The 21873-nt window shown below is 43.0% G+C and carries 24 protein-coding genes; 18 read left to right on the forward strand and 6 right to left on the reverse strand.

The window, feature by feature from the left end; translation table 11 throughout:
- Positions 1 to 28: 28 nt before the first annotated feature.
- Positions 29 to 985 carry a LysR family transcriptional regulator gene (locus L3V36_RS07080; protein ID WP_102442424.1) on the reverse strand — a complete coding sequence of 319 codons (957 nt, stop codon included), beginning with the start codon at positions 983 to 985 and terminating at the stop codon, positions 29 to 31.
- A 158-nt stretch (positions 986 to 1143) separates the two neighbouring features.
- Between L3V36_RS07080 and L3V36_RS07085 the strand changes: the two genes are divergently transcribed.
- The 13 genes from L3V36_RS07085 to L3V36_RS07145 all read left to right on the forward strand — a co-directional run bounded on the left by L3V36_RS07085 (position 1144) and on the right by L3V36_RS07145 (position 10640).
- The gene (locus L3V36_RS07085; RefSeq protein ID WP_102442423.1) at positions 1144 to 2154 is read left to right on the forward strand and encodes a D-cysteine desulfhydrase; all 1011 of its coding nucleotides are present in this window, start codon (positions 1144 to 1146) and stop codon (positions 2152 to 2154) included.
- A 107-nt stretch (positions 2155 to 2261) separates the two neighbouring features.
- A complete protein-coding gene (gene dctP / locus L3V36_RS07090; RefSeq protein WP_208774740.1) occupies positions 2262 to 3251 on the forward strand; it encodes a TRAP transporter substrate-binding protein DctP in 990 nt (329 codons plus the stop codon).
- Between the two features lie 11 nt (positions 3252 to 3262).
- Positions 3263 to 3796: a TRAP transporter small permease subunit gene (locus L3V36_RS07095; protein ID WP_102286261.1), complete on the forward strand. Its 534-nt coding sequence runs from the start codon at positions 3263 to 3265 to the stop codon at positions 3794 to 3796.
- A 3-nt stretch (positions 3797 to 3799) separates the two neighbouring features.
- Positions 3800 to 5104, forward strand: coding sequence for a TRAP transporter large permease (locus L3V36_RS07100; protein WP_065105463.1), 1305 nt, complete (start codon positions 3800 to 3802; stop codon positions 5102 to 5104).
- A gap of 5 nt (positions 5105 to 5109) precedes the next feature.
- On the forward strand, positions 5110 to 5850 hold the full coding sequence (locus L3V36_RS07105; protein WP_237296626.1) for an alpha/beta hydrolase: 741 nt from the start codon (positions 5110 to 5112) through the stop codon (positions 5848 to 5850).
- A 453-nt stretch (positions 5851 to 6303) separates the two neighbouring features.
- Complete coding sequence (locus L3V36_RS07110; RefSeq protein ID WP_102446738.1) at positions 6304 to 6795, forward strand: GNAT family N-acetyltransferase; 492 nt, start codon at positions 6304 to 6306, stop codon at positions 6793 to 6795.
- Positions 6796 to 6893: 98 nt separating this feature from the next.
- Positions 6894 to 7250: a DUF6404 family protein gene (locus tag L3V36_RS07115; protein WP_102446737.1), complete on the forward strand. Its 357-nt coding sequence runs from the start codon at positions 6894 to 6896 to the stop codon at positions 7248 to 7250.
- A gap of 59 nt (positions 7251 to 7309) precedes the next feature.
- On the forward strand, positions 7310 to 7504 hold the full coding sequence (locus L3V36_RS07120; protein WP_133152259.1) for a hypothetical protein: 195 nt from the start codon (positions 7310 to 7312) through the stop codon (positions 7502 to 7504).
- A 34-nt stretch (positions 7505 to 7538) separates the two neighbouring features.
- Positions 7539 to 8129 carry a GNAT family protein gene (locus tag L3V36_RS07125; protein WP_065681367.1) on the forward strand — a complete coding sequence of 197 codons (591 nt, stop codon included), beginning with the start codon at positions 7539 to 7541 and terminating at the stop codon, positions 8127 to 8129.
- Positions 8130 to 8144: 15 nt separating this feature from the next.
- Complete coding sequence (locus L3V36_RS07130) at positions 8145 to 8573, forward strand: VOC family protein (RefSeq protein WP_102446736.1); 429 nt, start codon at positions 8145 to 8147, stop codon at positions 8571 to 8573.
- A gap of 222 nt (positions 8574 to 8795) precedes the next feature.
- Positions 8796 to 9146, forward strand: coding sequence for a cupin domain-containing protein (locus L3V36_RS07135; protein WP_102446735.1), 351 nt, complete (start codon positions 8796 to 8798; stop codon positions 9144 to 9146).
- 359 nt (positions 9147 to 9505) lie between these two features.
- A complete protein-coding gene (locus L3V36_RS07140) occupies positions 9506 to 10210 on the forward strand; it encodes an alpha/beta hydrolase (protein WP_237296627.1) in 705 nt (234 codons plus the stop codon).
- 112 nt (positions 10211 to 10322) lie between these two features.
- On the forward strand, positions 10323 to 10640 hold the full coding sequence (locus L3V36_RS07145) for a heavy metal-binding domain-containing protein (RefSeq protein WP_017082406.1): 318 nt from the start codon (positions 10323 to 10325) through the stop codon (positions 10638 to 10640).
- 103 nt (positions 10641 to 10743) lie between these two features.
- Here L3V36_RS07145 and L3V36_RS07150 read toward each other — a convergent pair whose 3' ends face one another.
- Positions 10744 to 11142, reverse strand: coding sequence for a hypothetical protein (locus tag L3V36_RS07150; RefSeq protein WP_102512426.1), 399 nt, complete (start codon positions 11140 to 11142; stop codon positions 10744 to 10746).
- A 194-nt stretch (positions 11143 to 11336) separates the two neighbouring features.
- Here L3V36_RS07150 and L3V36_RS07155 point away from each other — a divergent pair, with 194 nt between their 5' ends.
- Positions 11337 to 11816 carry an Sbal_3080 family lipoprotein gene (locus L3V36_RS07155; RefSeq protein WP_208774742.1) on the forward strand — a complete coding sequence of 160 codons (480 nt, stop codon included), beginning with the start codon at positions 11337 to 11339 and terminating at the stop codon, positions 11814 to 11816.
- Between the two features lie 209 nt (positions 11817 to 12025).
- Here L3V36_RS07155 and L3V36_RS07160 read toward each other — a convergent pair whose 3' ends face one another.
- Positions 12026 to 12874, reverse strand: a complete 849-nt coding sequence (locus tag L3V36_RS07160) for a DMT family transporter (RefSeq protein ID WP_017094592.1) — start codon at positions 12872 to 12874, stop codon at positions 12026 to 12028.
- A gap of 139 nt (positions 12875 to 13013) precedes the next feature.
- Here L3V36_RS07160 and L3V36_RS07165 point away from each other — a divergent pair, with 139 nt between their 5' ends.
- Positions 13014 to 13913 (forward strand): LysR family transcriptional regulator, encoded by a 900-nt coding sequence (locus L3V36_RS07165; RefSeq protein WP_017092010.1) that lies wholly within the window; start codon positions 13014 to 13016, stop codon positions 13911 to 13913.
- Between the two features lie 175 nt (positions 13914 to 14088).
- Here L3V36_RS07165 and L3V36_RS07170 read toward each other — a convergent pair whose 3' ends face one another.
- Positions 14089 to 15669 (reverse strand): EAL domain-containing protein, encoded by a 1581-nt coding sequence (locus L3V36_RS07170; protein WP_208774759.1) that lies wholly within the window; start codon positions 15667 to 15669, stop codon positions 14089 to 14091.
- A 312-nt stretch (positions 15670 to 15981) separates the two neighbouring features.
- Here L3V36_RS07170 and L3V36_RS07175 point away from each other — a divergent pair, with 312 nt between their 5' ends.
- The 3 genes from L3V36_RS07175 to L3V36_RS07185 all read left to right on the forward strand — a co-directional run bounded on the left by L3V36_RS07175 (position 15982) and on the right by L3V36_RS07185 (position 18046).
- Entirely contained in the window at positions 15982 to 16629 is a 648-nt protein-coding gene (locus tag L3V36_RS07175) for a hypothetical protein (RefSeq protein WP_029405036.1), read from the forward strand.
- 39 nt (positions 16630 to 16668) lie between these two features.
- A complete protein-coding gene (locus tag L3V36_RS07180; protein ID WP_102576162.1) occupies positions 16669 to 17091 on the forward strand; it encodes a lysozyme inhibitor LprI family protein in 423 nt (140 codons plus the stop codon).
- A 163-nt stretch (positions 17092 to 17254) separates the two neighbouring features.
- The gene (locus L3V36_RS07185) at positions 17255 to 18046 is read left to right on the forward strand and encodes a carbon-nitrogen hydrolase family protein (RefSeq protein WP_102576163.1); all 792 of its coding nucleotides are present in this window, start codon (positions 17255 to 17257) and stop codon (positions 18044 to 18046) included.
- Positions 18047 to 18140: 94 nt separating this feature from the next.
- On the opposite strand, the gene L3V36_RS07190 is transcribed toward L3V36_RS07185, so the two are convergent.
- Complete coding sequence (locus L3V36_RS07190) at positions 18141 to 20600, reverse strand: CHASE3 domain-containing protein (RefSeq protein WP_208774744.1); 2460 nt, start codon at positions 20598 to 20600, stop codon at positions 18141 to 18143.
- A 222-nt stretch (positions 20601 to 20822) separates the two neighbouring features.
- The gene (locus L3V36_RS07195) at positions 20823 to 21824 is read right to left on the reverse strand and encodes a substrate-binding domain-containing protein (protein ID WP_102571038.1); all 1002 of its coding nucleotides are present in this window, start codon (positions 21822 to 21824) and stop codon (positions 20823 to 20825) included.
- Between the last annotated feature and the right edge of the window lie 49 nt (positions 21825 to 21873).

Here is a 21873-nt window from a genome sequence, read left to right on the forward strand (position 1 = left end):
TACCTTGAAAGGAGTAGCTGCGTTTATGTTAGCTATCTATTGGCTTTGCAAGGTCAGTAACCAGTTTCTTTTGCCTTTTGTTTTCAACGTTAGTCGTTTTGAAGTGGTGCCACAACTTCCCCATTCCAGGTGTCATTTCTTCAGTCGAGAAGCGGTAGAGTTTTATTTTAGCGTTAATTGGTGAAATGGTTTCTGAAAACCTCACCAATAAACCTTGCTCGAGCTCTTCTTGAACAAAGCCTTCTGGCAACCACGCCACCCCGTGGCCCGATAGCGCCATTGATTTGAGAGAATGTGTGACGGCGTTTTCGTACACGATATCAAAACTACAAAGGCTTTGAGCTATTGAGCCATGTTTTTCTAATACTTGTGCGAAAAAAGTATTCGATGGATAACTGAGCAGAGGGACGCTTGAGTTTTTGCAGTCTTTGTAGAGGGCTAAACCATCATTTTTAGTGGCAACAACTGGTATTAGGCACTCATGCCCGATCGTGACAGATTCGACTTCTGGATTAGGTACATAAAGTCGACTGCCCTTGAAAGATAAGCCGATAAGAAAATCAGATCGGTTGTCGATAAATGCTTGCACTGAATCATGTAAGTTATTTGGGCTAACATAAACTAAGGCCGTTTTAAACGCGTCGGTGTATTCATTAATCATCTTATTAACGACATATTCAGACAGCGAGTGCTGAGTATGAAATGTGACTTTTGTTTCATTATTGTTAACTTCCCTGACCGTTTCTAGTCGAGCGTAGTCTATTTGTTGTTTGAGGTCATTCGCATGTTTTAGAAACCGAAATCCCGCTTTAGTGAATGTCGCTGGGTAAGTGTTCCTATTAACAAGGTCAGTCCCTACCCATTCTTCTAATAGCTTGATTCTTCGGCCAAAAGCAGGTTGAGTGATGTTTCTTGCTTTGGCTGCTTTTGCAAAACTTCCGTATTGAGAAAGGTGTAAAAAGTCCTCAATCCACTTCAAATCCATGTGGCGAATCCTTGTCCAAAATTATGAATGTCGATATTTTTGTTAAACAAAAGTTAACACCCCTGTTAGCAAAAAGCATTATCTTTCGAGCGATATCACGAGCTAATGTAATTCAGTGTTAAACAAACCACTAACTAAACATTGACTGGAGAAGAGAGATGCATTTATCGCGTTATCCTCGTTTAAATTTTGCCCACTTGAATACGCCCTTAGAGCTAATGAAAAATCTGAGTGAAGCGTTAGGAGGCCCAAACATCTGGATCAAGAGAGATGATTGTACAGGCCTAGCTGGTGGCGGTAATAAAACTAGAAAGTTGGAATTTTTGATGGCTGATGCCGTTGAACAAGGTGCTGATACCATCATTACTCAAGGGGCCACACAGTCGAACCATGCGCGTCAAACGGCGGCGATAGCGACCAAGCTGAATATGGATTGCATCGTCTTACTAGAAGATCGTACGGCAAGTCATGACCCTGATTATAAGTTTAACGGCAACGTTATGTTAGACCAGCTATTCAATGCTCATCTCTCTAAGTACCCAGGCGGTACAGATATGAACGCTGCGATGGAAGATGTGGCAGCGACACTGCGTGCTCAAGGCAAGAAGCCTTACATCGTACCGGGCGGTGGCTCGAACCATATTGGTGCTCTTGGATATGTAGATTGTGCATTAGAGATCTTAAAACAAAGCAATGACCGAAACCTGAAGGTTGACCACGTAGTACACGCTACGGGGAGTGCTGGTACTCAAGCAGGGCTGGTCACCGGTTTTGCGATGACCAACAGTCAAATTCCAGTACTTGGTATCGGGGTGCGCGTTGATAAACCAACTCAAGAAGGCAATGTCTTCAAATTGGCTCAACGTACTGCTGAGCACATGGGCGCGGCAGACGCAGTAAAACGCGAAGATGTAGTGGCGAATTGTGACTATGTTGGCGAAGGCTATGGGATTCCGGCACCTTCAACGATCGAAGCGATCAACATGTTCTCACGTTTTGAAGGTATTTTGCTTGATCCAGTGTATTCGGGCAAAGGGGCCGCGGGTCTTATCGACCTCGTTCGAAATGGTCACTTTAAGAAGGGCGAGAACATTGTCTTTGTGCATACCGGAGGCGCTCAAGCGTTATTTGGCTATCGTGACAGCTTTGACTTCCCTAATTACGAGTAATCGATAGGAGTGAGACTTTTCAATCATACCTTACCTATTAACCGTGACTGTTAGTACTGAATACTGATAGTAAGAAGATTTAATGAAATGTTGTAAATGGAGATTACATGAAAAAATCAATCAAACTAGCCAGCTTAATTATTGGTGGATTACTGTCTTTCAATGCAATGAGCAAAGAAGTAATTAGGCTTTCTACCTATGTGAATGAATCGGACATTAGGTATGAAGGGTTTAAAAAATTTGCGGAAATAGCAGAAGCAAAATCCAACGGAAATCTGAAAGTCAGAATCTATCCATCCTCCACGCTACACGGATGGAGTGAAGGGGTTGATGCTGTACAAGGCGGGGTTGCAGATATCAGCTGGATCAGCGCTGATAATCGACTTTCATGTTATCGAACCACTTCATTATATCCGTCAGCGGTTGATTTGAGCGGGCAGTTAGACATGGATTCTCAATATCGTGATCTCATTACTCCGGAGGCTAACCAGAACGGCTTGGTTCCTCTCATGAACTCTAATTACTCTTATGACCAAGAGTGGTGGTTCAACGAGCAGGTCAATTCTGTTGAAGAATTTTCCAACTTAAACGGCAAGCTAGTTCGTTCTGTTGGGCCACTAGTGAGCAAGATGATTGAAGGTTGGGGCGGCAAGCCAGTCTTTATTTCTCCTAAAGAAGTATTTCAATCTGCGGAGCGCGGTGTTGTTGATGGGATCAACATGGGCGTAGCAACTTATAGCTCCGGGAAGCTTTGGAATGTGATGCCACACATGGTGGATGCTGGAATATTTTACGGCAACATCATGTACATGATGAATAAAGAGCGATTTGACTCGCTTTCTGAAACGGACCAGCAAGCGCTACTAGAGGCAGCTAAAGAGACCGAAGCTTGGCTAAAACCTCAATATGAAAAGTGGGTAGATGCGCGGATTGCAGAAGCTATACAAGAAGGCGGTACGGTTCTTGAACTGACCTCAGAGCAAAAGCTTAAGTTAGTTTCCGATATTTCCACATCTTGGGAAAACGAGCTGAAGAATGATTGTGGAACAGAGCTTTCAGTTAAGATGAAAGACCTCTTTGCTGCGAACTCAATCTAGGGACAGAAACTATGGAAGGTAAATTCAGAAAAGCATTGGATATTTCAACGAATGTACTGCTGTATTGCGGTGGTGTAATCGTTATTGTCCAAGCTTTCTGGATTACCTATGGCGTATTCATGAGATACGTAATAGGTAGTCCTGATGGGATGGTTACAGAAGCAACGGCTTTGATGTTAGTACCATTAGCGTTCGTTGGCCTCTCATACGCACTTAAGGCAGATGCTTTTCCCAAGGTAACGATTTTTATCGACCAACTCTCTAAAGGGAAAAGAGACTATCTGGAAATTGCGAACAACTCACTGATGATGGTTATCTCTGTTTTTTTCGCTTTGGCTGCCTTTAAGGGGCTATCTAAGTCCTATGTGTCGCTTGCTGCCTCAGAGATATTGTTATGGCCTAAGTATTATTTTTGGGCCGGAGTTTTTGTTTCATTACTCAATTTATCTTTGGTTTCTATTTTAAAACTCTATGACTCGATAATACATAAACTTGAGTCAATTCGTGGCACGACTTCTGTGCCTCAAGTAAAGCTTGGAGAATAATATATGCTTGAGTGGTATGAAGTTGGTCTCGGCTTGATGGGGCTACTAATTTTATTCATTGTGATGGGTTTGCCAATCCCATTTGCACTGGCGGGCGCATCCGTTCCGTTTCTTCTTTCAATTCAGTCTTTTTCTACAACACTTGTTACAGCCGAACTTAAAATGTGGGGTGTGTGGGTAGATTACGTTTTATTATCGGTTCCGCTGTTTGTGTTATTAGGGGAATTGATTGGCAGGTCCAACATAGGCCCCAATCTGTATTGGTTTATGCATAGTAAGGTGCCAATTACAGGTTCTGCTGCATACGGGAGTGTTGGTGCTTGTGCTGGCTTTGGCGCTGTATGTGGATCGAGTATGGTTGGCTCATTGACCATTGGTGGCGTCGCGCTTCCAGCAATGTTAGACCTTGGCTACGACAAAAAACTCGCCAGTGGGGTGCTCGCTGCTGGTGGAACACTCAGCGTTCTGCTCCCGCCAAGTTTGATTCTTCTTTTCTACGGAATAGTGACCGATCAGTCTATCGGACAACTATTTATTGCGGGCGTTGTACCGGGCTTAATTTTGGTTTCCTTTTTCTTTCTTATCATTAAAGGGTGGAGTGTCTTACAAAAAGGATCCGTGCCAGGGGCTGATGACAGTGAAAGCATTCCTTGGGGGCTAGCATTGAGCGCGATAATTCCAGTGATGGTTATCGGTCTTATTATTACAGTTTCCATCTATGCGGGAATCGCGACCCCTACTGAAGCGGCAGGTGTCTCTTGTGTGATTACCTTGCTACTTGCTATGACTGTTGGGGGAATGGATCTCAAAGGGTTCTTTGAATCAATCAAAGCGACCATGAAGACGATGGGTTATTTAGGCTTATTACTTTCTTCTGGTGTGCTTTTTGGTTTTGTGATGACTTACTATCAAGTGCCACAAGAGTTCACTAGCTTGTTTACTTCTCTGGAACTATCGCCATACACGACGCTTGCACTGATTATTTTGTTCTACATTATTTTAGGCATGTTCTTAGAGCCTGTTTCGATGACATTCATAACTCTGCCAACCTTGTTTCCTCTGATTCAAGCTTCAGGCTTTGATTTGATTTGGTTCGGTGTCATTTACACAATAACAATGGAAGTCGCTGTATTGACTCCTCCTGTTGGCCTGAATTTGTATGTTATTCAGTCTATTGAGAAAGATCGTCTGACTATTGTCGATGTCATTAAAGGCTGCTTGCCTTTCATTGGTGCTCTCATATTTTTGATTGTACTGATGGTTATCTTTCCTCAGCTTGCCGTGTGGCTACCAAATGTTATGGGATAATGTGAATGAAAGTTAATGTACCACTGGTGATGATCCATGGATTTTTAAGTGGCCCAGAATATTGGAGTGCTCAAGTACCTTTTTTAGAGAAAAACATGCAAGTAGTCCCTGTTTGTTTGAAAGGCTTTGGTGAACGTTCTGATGAGACAGCTTTTGAGACGATTCAAGATATGGCTCAAGATGTTATGTCACAACTTGCACTGCTTGGAATAAAGTGTTTTCACCTAATAGGGCACTCAATGGGAGGAATGGTCGCCCAGCAGATTGGGCATAAATGGGCTGAACAAGTCGCCAGTTTGACCTTGTACGGAACAGGACCGAAAGGCGACTTGCCTGGTAGGTTTGAACCATTACAAGAGAGTATCAAGAATGCATCCTCTTTTACCTATGGCGACAGCAAACAGAGGGCAGTGTCTAGTTGGTTTAAAAATGAATTAGCGCCTCAGGTACTCAAGCAATCGATACAACTTGCAGACAAGGTTTCGTTTCAGTCTTATCTAAACGGACTTATCGCAATGAACAGTTGGAATGGTGAACCCTATGTCTCTAAATACAGAATGCCAGTATTAATTATATGGGCGGACTCAGATAAAACTTATCCATGGGATGAGCAGGTATCAGTATTGTGGAAGGGTATTGAGCACAGTTCTATGTGTATCATTAACGATTGTGCGCACAATGCCCACATTGAGAAACCATTGCACTTCAACGTAGCTTTTGGGGCGTTTTTACAAAGCGTTGGTTAGCTTCTCTGCTAGAAGTTCAAAGGGAGCAGGAAAGGTGACCTTCAGCGGGAACATTTTGAGTACTTTATTTACAGCTTATATCCAAACGAAAAGCCGACAATCATGTCGGTTTTTTTTTTGCAAATCCGGTAGAAATTATATCAACGATCACGTCATCCATAATTTACTAACCATCACGCCTCATACAGATCTAGGCCAACAATCTTTGTTTGGATGAAGAAGTACATGAGGGAAATGATAAGTAATACACACATTCACATAATTTCTTCATTCAATTTTAGCTATACGGAATACTTCTGCTTTTCGTCATGTATGATACGGTTATATTGGTAAGATGCTGTTATTAAATGAGTTATTTAACTAAGTATGAGATGGTTAAATTATTAGACAGAAATGCTCTAGTGATAAAAATCATAATTATTCAGTTTAATAACTGCTGTGCTTGGAGAGGAAATGGTCAGGGAAGCGACAAAAGACGACTGTGTAAAATTAGCGGCATTGTCCATTAAAGTCTGGCTAGACACATATGCGAGAGAAGGGGTCAAAACTGAATACGCTGAGTATGCCTTGTCTACTTTCACGGCAGCCTACTTCTTTGAAATATTGAATACCACTAAATATCGTGTGTTTGTAAGTGAAGAAAATGAGGTTATTCAAGGCTACGTAATGGTTAACCTTGAATCGCACTACCAGACGTCTGGCAATGGCTTTGAAGTAGACAAACTTTATGTAGATAACATTTTCAAAGGTAAAGGGATAGGTCGAAAGCTTTTGAATGGAATCGAGAATCAGTTTGGTAATAAATACTGGCTGTACACGTGGGTAGAAAATGAATCGAATGGCTTTTATGAACATTTAGGTTTTAGTCGAATAGGTTTACTGACTTTTGAGTTTTCCGGATCGTTGATAGAAAACAACGTGTATCAATCAGCCCACACACATTGAATCTAGTTAGTCCTTTAGTGGGTAACACTGAACAACCCTTCTCGATAAATCGTCGCATAGTCATAGAATTCAAGTGGCATAGGCATAGTGAGGTAAAGATGGAAAAGGCGAAATTCATTCAGCAGCACCTTATTGAAAAGGGTGTCCCTGCAGACCTAACGAGGCCAAATGCCTTTATTTGGTCAAAATATACTAACGTGTCTCAAACGCCTCTGGTGTTTCAATCGCTTCAAAAAGTATTCTTGACGTATGGATTATCGATGGCGGTAATTTGGGGGTCTTTGATGTGGATGTTTACTTGGCACTCAGAGCCCGAACATTGGAAAACTTACCTTATTTCATCTGCTATTTTCGGTTTCTTTATGGGGCTTGTTAATGCGTTCAGAATCGCCAAAGCACGAAAAAAATTGGGTGAGAAGAGTTGGGAAAATTGGTGTAAGAAAAACTACGGATAAGCGCGATAACAAGCAGTTAAAATGATTCGTAATACTTGGCATTTAGGAGTTTAAATTAGATGTATAAACTAGAGATTTTTTGTACGCCTGAGCAACAAGATCTAGTTTTGAGCACCTTACATGAGTCGGGTGTCGATAGAATTGGAAACTATGATCACTGTTGGGCTATTGGTTCTGTTATCGGTTCTCACCGAGCTCTTGATGGCTCTGCGCCTTGCATTTTGGTGAAATGGCAAACGTTATACAACACTTAACACCGCGTTGGCGATAAAAGGAAAATTGAGAGTTATGTGGATAGAACAGAGCCTGATTGAAGGTGAGCATGTTGCTCTTGAGCCTCTTACTATGGGGCATGTATCTGAATTAATCGAGGCCGTGAAAGATGGAGAGCATTGGAAGCTATGGTTCGCTAATGTACCGAGCCCAGAAAAAATGGAGCAATACGTTGTTGATGCTATCGCTCAAATGCATCTAGGTAATATAGCTTATGCCGTGCGAGCTAAAACCACCAATCAAGTAGTAGGGACTACCCGTTACTATGGCGTTGATAGACCAAATAGACGTGCTTTGATTGGTTATACCTGGTATTCAAATGTGGCTAGGGGAACACTGATAAATAAAGAGTGTAAATACCTTCTTCTAAAACAAATATTTGAGCGCTATGAAGCCATTGCAGTCGAGTTTCGCACTCATATTGGGAATGCCGTCTCTCGAAGAGCGATTGAAGGGCTTGGTGCAAACCTCGACGGTATCTTGCGTAATCATCAAATCTTAAAGGATGGCTCGGTAAGAGATACGGTTGTGTATTCAATTATTGACTCGGAGTGGCCAGAGGTTAAGCAAGGCTTTCTGAAAAAACTGAGTCAACAAGAGCCTTAATACAAGGAAGTAAGTATGGAAAATTATTGGAATCCGATGGTTCCTGAACTATCCGTTAGCAACTTTGAGCGCTCGCTTGCCTTTTATGTTGATGTACTTGGTTTTTCTATTCGCATAAGGCGTGAAACCCCTGATTTTGTGTATCTCGAACAAGAGCATGTGCAGATGATGTTAGAGCAAATCAGTGATGAAGGATGGATTACTGGTGAGCTTGAGGCTCCCTTGGGGCGAGGTGTGAACTTTCAGATTGAATTAAGTGACTTAGAACCTCTAGTAAAACGTCTCCAAACCCACAAAGTGTCCCTGTTTCGTGAGATGAAAGAAACTTGGTATGACATTGGTGAAAAGTTGTCTGGGGAGCGTGAGCTTCTTCTCCAAGATCCGGATGGTTATCTGTTAAGGTTCACTCAACACCTCGGAGAAAAACCGAAGACTTTAGTGTGAACTCATTCATTGTTTTCCAGACTAGCCAAATCGACCATCAAACCTAATCGCGGATTCATCAGGCGCGCTAAAGGTAAACCTGTAAGACTCAGGATTACAGTGCTAACAACGGCTTAGAGTGATTCTAAACACGTGGCATTCAACCATGCAGTGCTACTTCTTACCGTAGCGTTTTATTGTTTAACAGAATAGCGGAAACTAGTCAGAGAGATACAGAGAGTTATGATACGTAATTTTTATACTTGCGATAAAGAAACAGATGAAAGCAGTCATGATGGAGAGGGGTCGATAGACATCTATCGTGCGTTCAGACGTAAAGACTTTGATGGTGCTTGGGATTTTGCCATCCGTGTTGTCATGCCACCGGGAAGTTCTATGGGGGAGCACTCTCATGGAGACGATGAAGAAATGTATATTATTCTGAAAGGTGAAGGCACGATGATCATTGAAGGTGTCGAGACAAAAGTGACTGCGGGAGACATGATAGTAAATAAACGTTTTGGTACCCATGGCTTGGCTAATACATCAAAAAATGACATTGAGTTGTTAATCATTCAAGCCAGCCTGAAGTAAAGCGTCAAGCTAGAAATGTTGGTACGGCCGCAGTGCCGTACCGTCCCGATTAGGCGCTAGGCAATGAGGCATTCATAAGGAGTAAAGAGTGAATCATCAAGTTCGTGTAGGTGTGGCTGCGGTCATTTTTCGAGAAGGGCGTATTTTACTTGAGCTGAAAGATGATGAAAGCAAAGAACGTATTGTGTTTTCAGTGGCTTAATTGGCACATCTATAACAAGCGATTCGATACGCTTGGCATGTGAAGTATGCATAAGTTTATTAGCGTGTTCAGTTGGTTTCAGAGGAACAAATGAAAGAGTTTAAGGTAAAGGGGGAGTAACGCGATACTCAGGTATCATGATCTTCCCGGTTCGGAAATGCCTATTGTGTTTATACACGGTATTGGTTGTGCTTCCTCGTTTGATTATCCGGCCGTTGCGGCCAGTGATTGGTTACTTCCTCATCGGCGCATTCTTGTTGATTTATTAGGTTCTGGGTTTAGTGATAAACCTTTGGATTTCGATTACTCCATCGGTAGCCACGCGGCTTATCTTGAGGCGTTTATTCAATCTTTGGGTTTGGATAAATTTGTTATCTATGGTCACAGCATGGGTGGCGCCGTGTCGGTTGTGTTGGCTGAAAAAGTTCAACCACAACTACAGGCCTTGGTGTTGAGTGAGGCTAACCTTGATTCTGGCGGTGGGTTCTTTAGCAAAAAGATTGCGAGCTTCACCGAGCTTGAATATATGAATCACGGTCACGCACAGATAGTGCAACACAGCATCGATGACCAAAATACTCAATGGGCTGCCAGTTTAGCCGTGAATTCAGCGATAGGTACGCACAGGCAAGCCGTGTCCTTGATAGAAGGGCAGCTCCCGAGTTGGCGTGATAGGTTGTATTCTCTGAACGTAAACAGAACCTATATATTTGGTAGCGAATCTTTACCTGACCGCGATACAGAAGAGCTGAGTAACCACGATATAGCGATCAGCGTTGTTTCTGATGCTGGACATTCAATGGCGTGGGAAAACGCTGATGGGCTAGCTGAAGCCATTAAGCGCGCGATATTAACAACCTAATCAGTAATTCAAGTAGACATGGTGTGTTCGGTGCTAATAAGCACCACATAAGTGTGGCAGATCCTCGGTAGGGGGGAATCCATGTCATTAATTATCTTCTAAAGGAAAAATTATGATTTTTACTACGACAGAAAGTGTTCCAAACCGTGAGATTGAGGAGATTCTGGGTGTTGTAACTGGAAATGTTGTCCAAACAAAACATGTTGGTCGAGACATTATGGCGGGTTTTAAAAGCCTTGTTGGTGGTGAACTAAAAGGCTATACGGAAATGCTTTCAGAGGCTAGGGATACAGCTATTCAACGTTTAGTTTCTGAAGCGACTGACTTAGGTGCTGACGCAATTGTGGGCATTCGGTTCTCTACTAGTGCAATAATGGACGGCTCGTCTGAAATCATGGCTTTCGGAACTGCGGTAAAGTTAAGAACATAACAAGCCTTCATGAGTCAAAACCGACACTTGGTATTTCTTCGGTGTTGGGTCTATTGTTTTCTTGAAAGCTAATCAAACAGGGCGCCAACAGGCGCCCTTTGTGTTAGTTGGAAACGCTATAAGTGTCGTAGTCACGAAGTAAGAAGAGTGCGATACAGGCTGCGAGCATTGGCCAAGAGGCGAAGAATAGTAGGTTATTGAACGGGTCCATGTATTTTCCAAAAGAGGCGAAGGTTGAACCTGCGTGCAGGACTAAAATCGCGCCGTAAGTGTACTTCTTCCACATGCCTACAACGAACGCGCCTAAAAAGCCGAGCTGTGCGACACCCATAGCCATTATTGCGTTGTTGGAGATGTCGATGCCGTAAAAACCAGACAGCACCTTTGTAGCGTGCTCTGGTACCAGAATCTTATCTAAGCCCCAGAACAAAAAGACGATAAAAATGCCAACTCTCAGCAGCAGTAAGCTCGTCGCCAATTTCGTTTGAAGTTTCTTTTCCATGATATTCCTTTTATGCACTCAACGATGCGATGAATTAAATGTCCCTCCAAGGAGACCCATCGTCTTCACATTTTCTTTCGTTGTTTTTTAGTGCCTTATGTAACAAGGAATGTCTGATTAACCTTTGCTTATATAATATGTCATTTTTTTGATGTGGTATCATTCACGCAGTTAACTGTTAATGGATATATAACGTGAAAAAATACCTACTATTATCGCTTTCGGTTTTAATTTTGGCTGGTTGTGGAGCCCCTCGTTACACAGGGAGCGCGATTCCAGAACCTAAGACTGAAGTGGATGTTGTTATTGTTAAAGACGCTGAAACACGTGAAGGGTTCTTGAATACCATGGAAGCGTGGCTGCAAGATAACGATTATACCTACACCGTTGTACCAGATAAGTCGAAGCACGATCTTGATAAGCTAACATTGGAGTATGCAGGCCATTGGGGTTGGGACTTAGCGTTGTTCTTAAAGCAAGCGGAGATCAATGCTTATCAGAACGGGCAAAGAGTAGGTGAAGTAGAGTTTAAAGTTCCATATACGGCTAACCCGAACAAGTTCGGTGATGCATCTAAGCGTATTGGTTTTATGATGGATACGGTATTTGGTAAGAAAACCGCTGAAGAAGCGACGAAAGCGGCCAATTCATCAGATTCAAAAGCGACGAACTAGTCTAATTAGCGGACTAACTCATCCCTTTGTTCGCTTTCTATTTATCTTTAAGTTCTGCTCGAAGAGACCAAGAGACCAAGAGACAAAGATGTGAAGCCGTAGCTTTTACCGTTACGGCTTCACATTGTTCATATTAATTAAAGCTCTTGTCTGAAGTGATATTTTACTCATTTCGCTTGGTATTCAGAGCCTGGTATCAATACGTTTCGCTATCTTTGCTTCTTTTCATTTCGAGCCAGCCAGATGAGCGGCAATATGATCATTGCAGTGCCAATCGCCATTGCAATATCAGGTATTTCACCAAACCAGACCAACCCAACTCCCACCGCACCGAGTAAGCCGCTGTATTCAGCACTGGCGATTTTATTGCTTTCTGCCGATCGGTAAGTGACGACACATATCGCAGCGTAGATGAGGATAAAGCCACTTGAACCAGCGGCAGTGATGAGTGGTGACCAATCCCATTCACGGCCTTCCCAAATGGCGAGTCCAAGTGATGCCGGAACGCCTGCTAAATTGGTTAACAACAAGGTTTGTGCCACGGTTTGGTGCTTCGGGAGTTTGCGGATCAATAAGTTATTACTGGCAATGGTTAGCGCTACTATAAGCGCTGCAATGGCCGCCCAATCGATCTCTGTCGGGCGAATGATGACCAGAACGCCCATAAAGCCAAATATTCCAGCAGCAACTGAGTAGCGGCTGAGTTGTTCTTTGAAAAATACCAAGGCTAACGGCAGCATCATCAAAGGTGCGGCGTAGAAAATAGCGTTGGCGGTGGCCAATGGCATGGCATTGATGGCAAACACCATAAAGATTGCACCCAGTAACCATATATGCGCGCGCAAGGCATGCCATTTCAGCCCATCGGTGAAGCTCTTTTTACTCACGCCAAAACAAAAAGGCAGAAGGATTAACACGGCAGTTAGCTGTCTGAAGAAGACAAATTGAAACACAGCAATGTCTTCGCCCAAGGTTTTAATTAAGGCATCAGAGAAAACCGCAATTAGATTACCGACAATGAGTAAACTCATTGCCATTCCAACAGACATTGAAGGCATGATGAAGCTCCTATCATTGACTGACGCGTGTTCAGTGTGAGTTAAAGATAAAATGAAGAAATGTGATGGCGTAATCTTAATGCATAAAATCGTTTCATATATAATGATAAAAATTCACTTAGTATGAGCTTAACTAATAATGAAATTACCACCTTTAAGAGCAATACAATGTTTCGAGTCGGTCGCTCGTTTTAATAGCTTTTCTCAGGCGGCGATAGCGCTTCATGTTACTCAAAGTGCAGTGAGTCATCAGGTTCGCTTGCTGGAGGAATACTTAGGTGAAACCTTGTTTGTGCGTCAGGGAAGGCGTTTATCGCTCACCCCGATAGGAGAGCGTTACTACGAAGAGGTGTCTCATTCATTGCAGAATATCGCGCAAGCCAGCTACCAAATCCGCGAGGGTGAAAGTGGGAAAATTCGGATTGCAATGTACAGTTCTTTGGCCGTTAAATGGTTGGTGCCTCGGCTCGAAAACTTACGCCAACAGCATCCAGAAATCGATTTAACGTTAAGTATGGTGGCCGATGAGCCAGAGTTCTCGGATCAAGTTGCCGACTGCTTTATCACGGCTAATCCGCCAAAGAAAAACTACGTTAGTGACTTCTTATATAAAGAGCAGCTATATCCGTTTTGTAGCCAAAAGGTGTGGCAGAGAATCGAAGATAAACCTTTGCCAGAGGCACTATGGGATCAGCAGTTACTTTCAGTAAATTCAATCTTCAAGGAAGGCGGTGAGGCGAAAGACTGGGCTAAGTGGTGTGAACTCGGTGGTTTCAGCCTGCCAAAGGATGTGAAAATTAGCCAATTCAGCCACATGGTACTGGCCGCTGAGGCCGTGAAATACCATCAAGGTATCGCGTTCCTGAACGACTACTTTCTTAATGACCAAGATCTTCAACAAAACTTGGTTCGTATCCCAATGCACGACTTACCGACTGGCGACAATATGTACTTTGTCTACAAAAATTCGAGAGCCAAGCAGTTTGAAATTAGAACGTTAGGTCATTGGCTCAAACAGCAATGTTTTGATTATGAGTAAACAGTGAAGCGTAACATTGAAAGAAACCGCTCACTCTCAGATACATGCGTGGTATCTAGATAACACGCATATATTTTAGGGGCGTGAACTACGCTCTTATGTTCATTGGAAACGCTTCGAGTGTCCTAACTCGAAGTAAAAATATTGTGAGGCAGGCTGCCATCAATGAGTCTGCTTAGACTTGTTCCCATTCTGGCGTTGAGGTGGATGAGAGTTTGTCTTCATTATCTGCAGCCATATGTTGCTGTCTGAGCAAACTTATCGTCAGGCTTATTGGCATCGGCTTATAAAAATAGAAGCCTTGGATATAGTCGACGCCCAGTTTAGACAAGATGTTCACTTGGGATTCGTACTCAACCCCTTCGACGATGACTTGCATACCTAAGGTGCGGGACAACAGAAGCATGGACTCCAGCAAAGGGATACCAAGGCTTGATTCGTCTGAAATGTTTTTCACAAACACGCGATCGATTTTGAGAATGCTGAACGGGAATTGTCTCACAAAGTCTAAGCCCGCATAGCCCGTACCAAAATCATCAATCGCGACTCTTACGCCCATATTCGATAGTTTGGTTAGGTTGCCTCTGATTTTGACCATGTCGGCATCAGAACATTCACCATCTTCGGTTACTTCAAAAACCACCTGTTTGAGAATCTCAGGGTGTCTTTTAAAGATGCTGATCACCTTGTTAGAAAAGTTACTGTTGGACACAACGTTGCGGCTGATGTTGACGCTGATGTATTTTGATTCGAACACGTCTTGATTGCTTTTCAACGTCACTAATACTTTGCGTAGCACGAAGTAGGTGAGCTCCTCAATCAACCCTAAGCTTTCAGCAAGCGGAATGAAAATAGCAGGGGATACATTACCTTCAATAGGGTCATTCCACCTGAGCAGCGACTCGCAGCCTACAATTTCAGTTGTGTTTTGGTTGACGATAGGCTGCATGTGAACATGTAAGTGTTTGTTTTTGAGTGCGCTAGACAGTGAGTATTCTAAGCTACGCTGGCTTTGCTTCTTATGTTTGATGGAAAGGATAATAATGGTGGTGATTCCGGCCATCAGAAAGCCAAACCATAAATAGTTCAACAGGAAGTTCCAATAATACTGATAGCCAATATATGACGTGATGGTCAGCGGGTAAGCGTTCGATTGTATTCGTACTTTGGCAATAGACGGTGCTGTATCAGAAGGGTGAATATCTTTTTTAATCACCTCAACTTTGGCCTGAATTCCGTGCTTGCTCAGGTTTGTTTCTACAATGTCATAGATGAAATGTGGTGGGATCATCAGGCTCACTCCCGCTTCTTCCTTGTTAGAGAAAATCAGCATGATGGATTGCACTTGAGTGATCGCTGAATTTGAATACGACAAGGTTGTTAAGTTCGGGGCGTCATGGAGTCTTTGTCTGATGGTGCTGTACAGGCGAAATGAGACTTCGCCATCGGTAGTCGAGCAGTAAAAACGATCGTCTTTATTGAATACCGCCGCTTCTTTTACCCAATCGGCATCAAAAACGTTTTGGCGAAGTTGCCTAACCATCGCGTCGCAAGTGTGGTCCGGTGTGATGCTTGATAGAAAAAGGTCAAACCTTGATTGAATGCTCTCAAGCCTTGTTTCGACAAGCCTCGATGTGTCTTCCGTTAAATTCTGGTAGTGAGACGGTGTAAAAGGGATAAGCAATGCCATAGAAAAAAAGAAAGAAATGGCAAAGTAGAACGAAGTCTTGGCAAAATGTTGGTACTTGATATCCATAGTTGGAGAAGCGTTACCGGTTTGGGTGAGCATTCAAGTTAATTTATAAATTTAATGATAGCGATGCAAGGCAATGCATAAATAGTGTGAATGTGCGCACGTGTTATTTATTGAAATAGAGTATTTTATCGTCTTACTATAAAAATCAGAACGTTAGATATGCTTCCAAGGTTGAGTGTGTCGTTTTTTTGTTCAGTACTTTTGCGTTTTTTGATGAAGCGGATTGTTGCCGGTTTTTTATCATCAAATTGAAAACTGTAATTTTTGAAATAATGCGAGTGAGTGGATTTGAGCGTAATGATAAAAAATATGATTTGGATGTTGCTGCGTGTTTTGATCGCCTATTTGTTGATAGGTCCTACTTACGCGATCCTTATTTTGTCTAATACAGCAACACCTGTCTTTTTAGATACTAAGGTTGAGGTTTTAGCCTGGATCTCTTGTTTCCTTCTTGTGATTGGTTATGTACTGATTAGATTTTCTAAAACGAGGTACATGGGAAAATTATTATCGCTTAGTGTATTGGGGGCGGTAGTGTTAATCATGTATGTCGATGAGCGTTATCGGATTTTTGGAGTCAGCGTTAACGCTTGGAGCTTATTTTTAGCCGTTCTATATTTGACTATGCTTTTGTATTTCATTTTTCCAGTTAAGCAATTTAAGCCTTTACTGAGCTTAGTTCCTGTCGCTGGGGTATCTTGGTTTTTAGTTTGGACTTTCGTGGGTCCAATAAGCTTAACGTATGAGTTGATTAGCAATAAAACAACAATTTCAATAGCGAACTATCAAAAGGTAATCGACTTGCTACCTGAGTTGTACCTAGATGGTTTCCAGTCAGGTTTATTTTCCATGCTTCTTGTTCTGTGGTTATATGCTTTCATCATCTTGTGTCATAACCCTAAACGCAGTTATCAACAATTGGCGTCTCATGTCGTTAAGATTCGTAACACTTGGCATTAATAGGGCGCATACACGTGCTTTTGAATTAGGGGAACAATAATGAAAAAGGTTTTAACGGTCGTGTTATTAACGTGTTTACCTTTGCTAGCATCAGCATCCGATGATGCTATCGATTGCGAGAATGCGATGAATACCATCGAGATCAATCAGTGTGCGGCAATTGAGTTGGAATCTGCACAAGCGGAACTGGATAAATACCTTGCAGCCAGCTTTGAGCACAATGCTTATGATGCTGAGCTGGTGGCGTCAATTAAGAAGGCTCAGGAGAGCTGGCAGGCGTACATGTCGGCTCATTGTAACTCTGTTTACACCCAATGGCGTGATGGTTCTATTCGAGGGGTTATGGCGCTTTCCTGCAAGACAAGGTTAACCAAGCAGCGCACGCATGAGGTGTGGGCGAATTTCTTAACCTATATGGACAGCACGCCTCCGGTTTTACCAGAGCCTAAATTAGCGCCGTAGGCAGGTTTAAAATACGTACAGGACTGTGCTCCTGCTTCAACCTTTGGCGTGCTAATAAGAAAGCGATAGGGAGTTGTCTTACTCTGTCGTTCTTAGTCTCTAGTTTGAAGTATTAAAGCTTGAAGCGTTACAGTTTGAAGTATTACCTAGCAAGGATTCGATTTTGAATAATGTCAGTATCACCTTTATTCAGCTTGAAGTTGAATACAAAAACAAACAAAAGAATATCGAGTCGGTCTCTGATCTTTTGCAAGCGGAATCGACAATCGGGGATATCACTCTGTTGCCTGAATTGTTCACTACTGGGTATATTTTTAACGATGCTGAAGAAATTCATGAACTGGCTGAAGACTGCAACGACAGTACTACTATTGATTCATTAACTCAGATGGCAGCGAAGCATCACACCTTGATTGTTGCTGGTATTGCAGAGAAAGATAGCGGCCAATATTACAATAGCGCCGTGGTGGTTGATGGTTCAGGTTTACTTCATAAATACAGAAAAGTCAGTCAAACCAAATTCGACAAACAGTATTTTTCACGTGGGTGTGAGCTCCTTACATTTGAGCTCAAGGGCTTAAAGTTTGGTGTTGCGATTTGCTTTGATATTTGGTTCCCGGAGATCATGAGAGCGTATCAGTCGGTCGACGTTATTCTCCATCCCGCGAATTTTGGTGGTCATCATAGCTTTGCTATTGCTCAAGCGAGAGCTTTAGAAGAGGGGTGTCATGTCGTGACATGTAATCGGGTTGGACAGGATGTGGTTGATGCGTTTACTGCGACTTATTGTGGTGGAAGCAGAATCTACTCACCCAAAGGGGAGTTAATGATTCAGCTTAACGACAAGCAATCTGTAGAAACTGTGAGTATTCAAGATCTCTCGATTGCGCCGCAATACAATGGTATTGATGTCGAAGATGAGATCCAGCAAATAACCGCCCTGTTAAACCGTTAGACCGTTAAATCGTTAGAACAAAGACTAGAGCGACATAAGATCGAAAAACGCAAGGTGATTAAGCCTTGCGTTTTAGTTTGGGAACGAAGCGTTCTTAAGCTTGATCGTTCATTTGGTTCAGATGCTCGACTGAATGGGCGTTTTTCATCCGCTGCGCTTGATGGATATTGACCATAAGACGATTGAGCAGCTTTTGCAGTCGTTCAATATCCGGCAGTTGTTGATTTTTGGCTTCGACTTCTAGCTCCAATGCCTGCTTAGAAAGCATGTTAAGGCCTAAGTTCAGCGACATGCCTTTAATGGAGTGCAGAGTACGACAAAGTGGCTCCAATTCTTTCGCCAAATAGTATTCGATGACGCGGTCAACCGACTGTTCGAACTCAATAATGGTTGAGTCGATAAGTAAGCTGAACCCTTCCGTATCGTCTTTCAGTATGTGTATCACTTCTGAATGGCTGATCTCTTCTTCCGTTAACCTTAACGTTTCAATAGGCTTACGATGAAGTTCGACAATATTTTCATTCTCACTCGAACCTTCGGTTGCGGTTTGTTTCGGTAATCGACTCGAGAACTGTTGTAGGGCATCGAAGAAACTCTCTTGCTGCAGAGGCTTGGTCAGAATATGGTCGACACCCGCCTGAATAAAGTTGTCATGCGCTTCACGGAATACATCGGCCGTGTAAGCGAATATCAAGGTATCGAGTTTCAGTTTTTCACGGATGTGATGCGTTGTTTCGACCCCGTTCATTTCAGGCATATGATTGTCCATCAAGATAAGGTCATATTGAGTGGTTTTGAGGCGTTCAATCGCCAATTTTCCGTTCTCTGCATGATCGACATGATGGCCGAGTTTTTCACAGAAGCCTTGTGCAACAATGGCATTAATACGGTTATCTTCCACCAACAGGATACTTAACGAGTCATAACTGAGGGTTTCTGCATCGACTACATGAGTTGCGATGTCTTTCGCTTTGCTTTCTTGCCATGTGATAGGCAGAGAGACTTGGAATTTTGTACCAAGCCCAACAGCACTGGTTAATGTGATTTCTCCATTCATGAGGTTGACTAGGTTCTTGACGATTGCGAGGCCAAGCCCTGTTCCGCCAAACTTCCTTGTTGTGGAAGTGTCGGCTTGTTCGAACGAATTGAATACCTGCTCGTGCTTATCTTTCGGGATACCAACCCCGGTGTCTGTTACCGTGAGAATCAGTTGGTTGTTGGGGCGATTGAGATCAGCTTGAATGGACACATGACCTTCTTTGGTGAATTTGGTCGCATTGCCGCCCAAGTTGAACATGATTTGACGTAGCCTTGCACAGTCTCCGACGAGTTGGATGTTTTTCGGTATGTTATTTTCGATCAACAAGCGAATGCCTTTTTCATCGGCTAAGGGTTTTAGAGCGCTGCATACAGGCTGCATGACTTGAACAAAGTTAAAGGGAGCTACGTCTAGCTCAAGCTTGTTTTCTTCGACTTTTGAGAAGTCCAGAATATCGTTGAGTATCGTCATCAAGTGGTGACCAGAATCGAGAATGAGATCGATGTTCTCTTTTGTTTCCGGCTCTTGGGTTTGGCTGGCAATGATCTGGGAGATACCAAGTACTCCATTCATTGGCGTTCGAATCTCGTGGCTCATAGTCGACAGAAACTCGCTCTTAGCCCTTACCGCCGCTTCTGCTTTGGTTCTTTCTTCGATTAACTCCTGATTTTTCTCTCGCATTTCGCTGTCATTTTTTACGAGGTTTGTTGTCATTTTTTGAAAGCTTTGTGTGAGGAGAGCCACTTCGTCTTGGCTGTCGTTCTTTGAACCAAGTTCGAGAGTCGCAGCGCCTTGTTTCAAATGGCCAGCGGCAACTTGGTTCGCTGCTTTAAGTAGAGTGTGTAATCTTCGTTTAATTCGCTTGGACGACCACGTAGCAACAAGGAGTGATATGAACACGGAAAACAGTGTTCCGAGGATTAATATGTAGCTGGTTTGATTGGCTGAGCTCTCCGATTTTTCGACCCTGAGAATAATAAGTTGTTGTTCAATTTCAATGAATTGAGCAATCTCTTGGCGGATCTCATCAATCAATTTTTTTCCGGTTTGCTGCTGAGTGAGGTCGATGACACTTTGTATTTCAGCTTCGCCTTTATTGACAAGGCTGCGTTGATTGATCTCTTTCTCTCCAGACTGATTCAGCCATGTTTTATGAATATCATCGATTCTATATAGGCGTTCTTCTTGAGGTGGGTTATCACTCACTTGATTCGCAAGGGTTTGGAGTTTTTGAGGCCATACATCAAGAGCTAAATGGTAGGGTTCTAAAAAAACAGGATCACCCGTGATCAAGTAACCACGTTGAGCCGTTTCTATGTCGACTGTTAAGCTGAGAAGTTCTTGAGCCCGAGCGATGGCTTTATGTGTGTGTACAACCCAACTATTGTCTTTTACAACCGTTCGGGTGTTTTCATGGACAGAAAAAGCCACGATAAGCATCAAAGCGATAGGAATCAAAAAGCTGACTAATAGCTTTTTCTGTAGGGATATATTGTCAAACCAACCTGCGATCATAAAACAGCGCTCTCCATGTCGTTGTTATTCACTGTTAGTGTAGATGATAATCAGTCGTCAAGTGCGCAAATAGTTGCTGAGTGTGTAAATACATATTTTAGCGTGTAAGTTTCGCATATTAACGGCATTTTAGGGGCGATTAAGCGGCGTTATTATGTTTCAAAGACAAAAAAGCTAGCCCGAATAAGCTAGCTTTCAACTGTATCATGGGCGGGTTGAGCCCTAAATCGCTTTTACGCTGCTTCGCTCTACAAGAGTCGGTTCTAGTTCAACGACTTGCGGGTAGGCGTCTGGCGTTTGTAGTCGGCTTAACAGGGTATCGACCGCCGCTTTACCTAAACGGTGCTTTGGCTGGTGGATTGTGCTTAAAGCGGGTGTCATGTACTTAGATAAGTGGATGTCATCGTAGCCAATGATAGACAGGTCATTTGGAATCAATGTGCCATCTTGAGCTGCCGCATGAATAACACCCATCGCCATCATGTCGTTACTGACGAACAAGGCCGAAGGCATTTGACCACGAGCTTTTAATGTTTGGTAAGAATCAAAGCCACCATCACATTCGAAGTTTGATTCAACAATCCACTTAGGGTTGATCTCTAAATTCGCTTCTTCCATTGCTTGTTTATAGCCTTGATAACGAGAAGAGGCTTGGTTGCGATGCAGTGGGCCAGTAATACAGCCAATATCCGAGTGACCATTATCTATCAGGTGTTTGGTTGCCATGTAGCCACCTTGATGCGAGTTGTCTTGGATTTTATCACTTGCGAACAGCATTGGACCCCAGTCCATTACCACGACAGGCAACTCTGGGTAGCGCTCGAATACATCGATATGTTGACCTTCAAGGGTAGAACACATCAGCATCAAGCCATCGACACGCTTTTGCAGCAAGGTATCGATAGAGGATTTCATGCGTTCGCTATCGCCTTCGGTGTTGCATAGGATGAGGTTGTAGCCTTTTTCGTAGCAACGACGTTCAACACCTTTCACTACTTCACCAAAGAATGGGTTGGTAGAGGTGGTAACCAGCATGCCCAAGGTTTTGGTTTGCTTCATTTTCAAGCTGCGAGCCAATGCAGACGGCGCGTAGTTGAGTTCTTTAGCCGCACTGTTAACACGCTCAGCGATCTCTTCACTGACAAAACGTGACTTGTTGATCACATGGCTGACGGTTGAAGTAGAAACCTTTGCTAGCCGAGCGACGTCTTTCATTGTTGCCATAAAAAATCCTTGTGGGAGTAACTTGCCACGTTGCGCGATATTCTGCCTG

The organism is Vibrio sp. G-C-1 (genome assembly GCF_021728015.1).
Taxonomy (GTDB): domain Bacteria; phylum Pseudomonadota; class Gammaproteobacteria; order Enterobacterales; family Vibrionaceae; genus Vibrio; species Vibrio splendidus.

What these genes read in the sequence shown, in the direction of transcription:
- L3V36_RS07080 (WP_102442424.1), bottom strand. Translation starts at nt 985, where the DNA reads ATGGATTTGAAGTGGATTGAGGACTTTTTACACCTTTCTCAATACGGA.
- L3V36_RS07085 (WP_102442423.1), top strand. Translation starts at nt 1,144, where the DNA reads ATGCATTTATCGCGTTATCCTCGTTTAAATTTTGCCCACTTGAATACG.
- dctP (WP_208774740.1), top strand. Translation starts at nt 2,262, where the DNA reads ATGAAAAAATCAATCAAACTAGCCAGCTTAATTATTGGTGGATTACTG.
- L3V36_RS07095 (WP_102286261.1), top strand. Translation starts at nt 3,263, where the DNA reads ATGGAAGGTAAATTCAGAAAAGCATTGGATATTTCAACGAATGTACTG.
- L3V36_RS07100 (WP_065105463.1), top strand. Translation starts at nt 3,800, where the DNA reads ATGCTTGAGTGGTATGAAGTTGGTCTCGGCTTGATGGGGCTACTAATT.
- L3V36_RS07105 (WP_237296626.1), top strand. Translation starts at nt 5,110, where the DNA reads ATGAAAGTTAATGTACCACTGGTGATGATCCATGGATTTTTAAGTGGC.
- L3V36_RS07110 (WP_102446738.1), top strand. Translation starts at nt 6,304, where the DNA reads ATGGTCAGGGAAGCGACAAAAGACGACTGTGTAAAATTAGCGGCATTG.
- L3V36_RS07115 (WP_102446737.1), top strand. Translation starts at nt 6,894, where the DNA reads ATGGAAAAGGCGAAATTCATTCAGCAGCACCTTATTGAAAAGGGTGTC.
- L3V36_RS07120 (WP_133152259.1), top strand. Translation starts at nt 7,310, where the DNA reads ATGTATAAACTAGAGATTTTTTGTACGCCTGAGCAACAAGATCTAGTT.
- L3V36_RS07125 (WP_065681367.1), top strand. Translation starts at nt 7,539, where the DNA reads ATGTGGATAGAACAGAGCCTGATTGAAGGTGAGCATGTTGCTCTTGAG.
- L3V36_RS07130 (WP_102446736.1), top strand. Translation starts at nt 8,145, where the DNA reads ATGGAAAATTATTGGAATCCGATGGTTCCTGAACTATCCGTTAGCAAC.
- L3V36_RS07135 (WP_102446735.1), top strand. Translation starts at nt 8,796, where the DNA reads ATGATACGTAATTTTTATACTTGCGATAAAGAAACAGATGAAAGCAGT.
- L3V36_RS07140 (WP_237296627.1), top strand. Translation starts at nt 9,506, where the DNA reads ATGCCTATTGTGTTTATACACGGTATTGGTTGTGCTTCCTCGTTTGAT.
- L3V36_RS07145 (WP_017082406.1), top strand. Translation starts at nt 10,323, where the DNA reads ATGATTTTTACTACGACAGAAAGTGTTCCAAACCGTGAGATTGAGGAG.
- L3V36_RS07150 (WP_102512426.1), bottom strand. Translation starts at nt 11,142, where the DNA reads ATGGAAAAGAAACTTCAAACGAAATTGGCGACGAGCTTACTGCTGCTG.
- L3V36_RS07160 (WP_017094592.1), bottom strand. Translation starts at nt 12,874, where the DNA reads ATGCCTTCAATGTCTGTTGGAATGGCAATGAGTTTACTCATTGTCGGT.
- L3V36_RS07165 (WP_017092010.1), top strand. Translation starts at nt 13,014, where the DNA reads ATGAAATTACCACCTTTAAGAGCAATACAATGTTTCGAGTCGGTCGCT.
- L3V36_RS07170 (WP_208774759.1), bottom strand. Translation starts at nt 15,669, where the DNA reads ATGGATATCAAGTACCAACATTTTGCCAAGACTTCGTTCTACTTTGCC.
- L3V36_RS07180 (WP_102576162.1), top strand. Translation starts at nt 16,669, where the DNA reads ATGAAAAAGGTTTTAACGGTCGTGTTATTAACGTGTTTACCTTTGCTA.
- L3V36_RS07190 (WP_208774744.1), bottom strand. Translation starts at nt 20,600, where the DNA reads ATGATCGCAGGTTGGTTTGACAATATATCCCTACAGAAAAAGCTATTA.
- L3V36_RS07195 (WP_102571038.1), bottom strand. Translation starts at nt 21,824, where the DNA reads ATGGCAACAATGAAAGACGTCGCTCGGCTAGCAAAGGTTTCTACTTCA.